Raw genomic sequence first — 2,883 nt, 5'->3', positions numbered from 1 at the left:
GTCGTGGGCGATGAAGTTCAGGTTGCCGCCCTCGACGAACAGCCGCGCGGTGACGGCCGTCGGCGGCGCCAGGAAGCCGTCGCGCCGCGCGCTCGACACCAGCAGCACGTCGTCGCCGGGCTCGGCGTTCGCGAAGGCCTGGGCGATCGGCTCGCTGATCTCGGCCAGTTCGTCGGCGTCGAACAGCGCGCGTTCCTTGCCGCGCGAGTCGAGCGACTTGAACTGCCCMAGCGCGATCCGCAGCGCGTCGGGGTTCAGCTTCACCGGGTGCTGGTTCTCCGGGGCACCGGCCTCGCGAGCCAGCAGTTGCACGGTGCTGAACTCGCGGATGCGCCAGATGCGCTGTCGGGCCTTCGCGCTCTGCTCGGCCTGGGTGCCCTCGCGGCCCAGCAGTGAATCGAACAGGCCGGCGGCCTGCGCCGATCCCAGGGTGCTTGCGACGATGGCTGACACGACAACCAGCTTCAGCCGGAGAGATGCTCGTTTCACGGTAGGTCGGTCCTCGGGATGCGGGGGAAAACGGCGTGTCGCGGGTGCCCTCCACCCACGACGCGGGTCGCATTGTAGTTTTGCAACACGGTCCGGCGCCTACGCGTTTGTCCGCGTGCCCTCCAGGGATTCCAGGCCGTGCAGCCGCCGGTGCGCCCTGCCCTCCGCATCGAACACGTGCAGCGCCTGGGCTGGCGCCCGCCAGGCCACCCGGTCGCCCGGGCGGGCGCGGGTCAGCGCGCTGCCGCGCATCACCAGTTCCTCGCCGCCATCGGTGCGCATGTAGACGAGGTGCGATTCGCCGAGCTGCTCCACCAGCACCACCTCGCCGTCGAAGCGGACGCCGTCGTCGTTCTGCGCGGCGCTGGCCATCGCATTGGGCGCCACGCTCGTGAAGTGCTCCGGCCGGATGCCGATCTCCACCGCCTGGCCGTTGCGCAGTTCGCCGGCCTCGACCTGCGCCCGCGCCTGCGCACCGCGCGCGAGCGCCAGCACCAGGCCGTCATGGCCGCTGGCCGACACGGTCGCCGGCAGCAGGTTGATCGCCGGCGAGCCGATGAAGGTGGCGACGAAGCGGTTCGCCGGCTGCTCGTACAGCTCGACCGGCGTGCCGGCCTGCTGCACCCGGCCCTCGTGCATCACGACGATCTTGTCGCCGAGCGTCATCGCCTCGACCTGGTCGTGCGTCACGTAGACCATCGTCGCCTTCAGCTCGCGGTGCAGCCGCGCCAGCTCGACGCGCGTCTTCACGCGCAGCGAGGCGTCCAGGTTCGACAGCGGCTCGTCGAACAGGAAGAGCTTCGGGTCGCGCACGATCGCGCGGCCGATCGCCACGCGCTGGCGCTGCCCGCCCGAGAGCTCGCGCGGCAGCCGCTGCAGCAGGTGGTCGATGTGCAGCGCCTTCGCGGCGGATTCGATGCGCCGCCTGCGCTCGGCGCGGTCGGCGCCGTGCAGCTTCAGGCCGAAGGCCATGTTGTCGAACACGTTCATGTGCGGGTACAGCGCGTAGCTCTGGAACACCATCGCGATGCCGCGCTGCGCCGGCGGCAGGTGGTTGACGACCACGCCGTCGATCGCCAGCTCGCCGCCGGTGATCTCCTCGAGCCCGCACATCATGCGCAGCAGCGTGGTCTTGCCGCAGCCGCTCGGGCCCACCAGCACGACGAACTCGCCGGCGTCGATCTGCAGGTCGACGCCCTGCAGCACGACGGTGTCGCCATAGGATTTCGAGACGTTGGTCAGCGTGACTTGGGTCATGGGTGAAGTTACTTGAGGGCACCCGCGGTGATGCCGCGGATCAGCTGCCGCGACAGCAGCGCATACACCACCAGCACCGGCAGCACGGCCAGCGACAGCGCGGCCAGCACGGCGTTCCAGTCGGTCGCGAACTGGCCGATGAACTGCTGCACGCCGAGCGTCAGCGTCTGCGTGCCTTCCGAGGGCGCGAGGATCAGCGGGAACCACAGGTCGTTCCAGATCGGCACCATCGTGAACACGCCCACCGTGGCGACCGCCGGACGCACCAGCGGCAGCACGATGCGCAGGAAGATCACGTACTCGCTGACGCCGTCGCAGCGCGCCGCATCCTTCAGCTCGCCGGGCACCTGGCGGATGAACTCCGACAGGATCAGGATCGCCAGCGGCAGCCCCTGCGCCACGTACACCAGCACCAGCGCGGTCAGCGTGTTGACGAGGTCGAGCGCCACCATGGTCTGCAGGATCGACACCGAGCCGAGGCGGATCGGCACCATGATCCCGAACGCGAGGAACAGCGCCAGCAGCCGGTTGCCGGGGAAGCGGTATTCGGTCAGCGCCCACGCGGCCATCGCGCCGAGCAGCAGGATCAGGATCAACGAGCAACCGGTGACGATGACGCTGTTGGCGAACATGCCGCCGATCGACGCGTTGCCCAGCACCTTGGCATAGCCGACCACGCTGAGCGTGGCGGCGGTGGGCAGCCCGAGCGGGTCGTCGAAGATCGCGCGCCGCGTCTTGAACGAGTTGACCAGCACCAGCAGGATCGGGAACAGCACCAGCAGCGAGTAGCCGCCGAGCGTCAGGTGCACGAAGATCGACCGGGCCAGGCGGTTCACAACGCGAACCTCCGCAGCCGCCGCTGCACGACGAACAGGTAGACCGCGATGCCCGACAGGATCACCAGGAACATCAGCGTCGCGAGCGACGCGCCCATCGTCGCGCTGCCCGGCTGCGACTGGTAGCCGAAGAAGGTGCGGTAGAACAGCGTGCCCAGCAGGTCGGTCGCGAAGTTCGGGCCGGCCGAGGCGCCCTTCACCGCATACACCAGGTCGAAGGCGTTGAAGTTGCCGACGAAGGTCAGGATGTTGACGAGCCCGAGCGTCGGCAGGATCAGCGGCAGGCGGATCGCCCAGAAGA

3 protein-coding genes and 1 pseudogene are annotated in these 2,883 nt (G+C 69.3%); all 4 read right to left on the bottom strand.

The genetic code is table 11. The features are described from left to right. On the bottom strand, positions 1 to 453 hold a 453-nt coding region (locus tag AC1D01_RS28110), incomplete at its 3' end, for a hypothetical protein (RefSeq protein ID WP_477872270.1). A 135-nt stretch (positions 454 to 588) separates the two neighbouring features. Then, complete coding sequence (locus AC1D01_RS28105; RefSeq protein WP_477872268.1) at positions 589 to 1,746, bottom strand: ABC transporter ATP-binding protein; 1,158 nt, start codon at positions 1,744 to 1,746, stop codon at positions 589 to 591. Between the two features lie 8 nt (positions 1,747 to 1,754). Beyond that, positions 1,755 to 2,582 (bottom strand): carbohydrate ABC transporter permease, encoded by an 828-nt coding sequence (locus AC1D01_RS28100; RefSeq protein ID WP_477872266.1) that lies wholly within the window; start codon positions 2,580 to 2,582, stop codon positions 1,755 to 1,757. After that, a pseudogene (locus AC1D01_RS28095) lies at positions 2,579 to 2,883 on the bottom strand (sugar ABC transporter permease); the annotation flags it as partial. The pseudogene AC1D01_RS28095 and the gene AC1D01_RS28100, both read right to left, overlap by 4 nt.

Source organism: Rhizobacter sp. P3_B12, from assembly GCF_056402895.1.
This window is presented reverse-complemented; position numbering and strand designations above follow the sequence as displayed.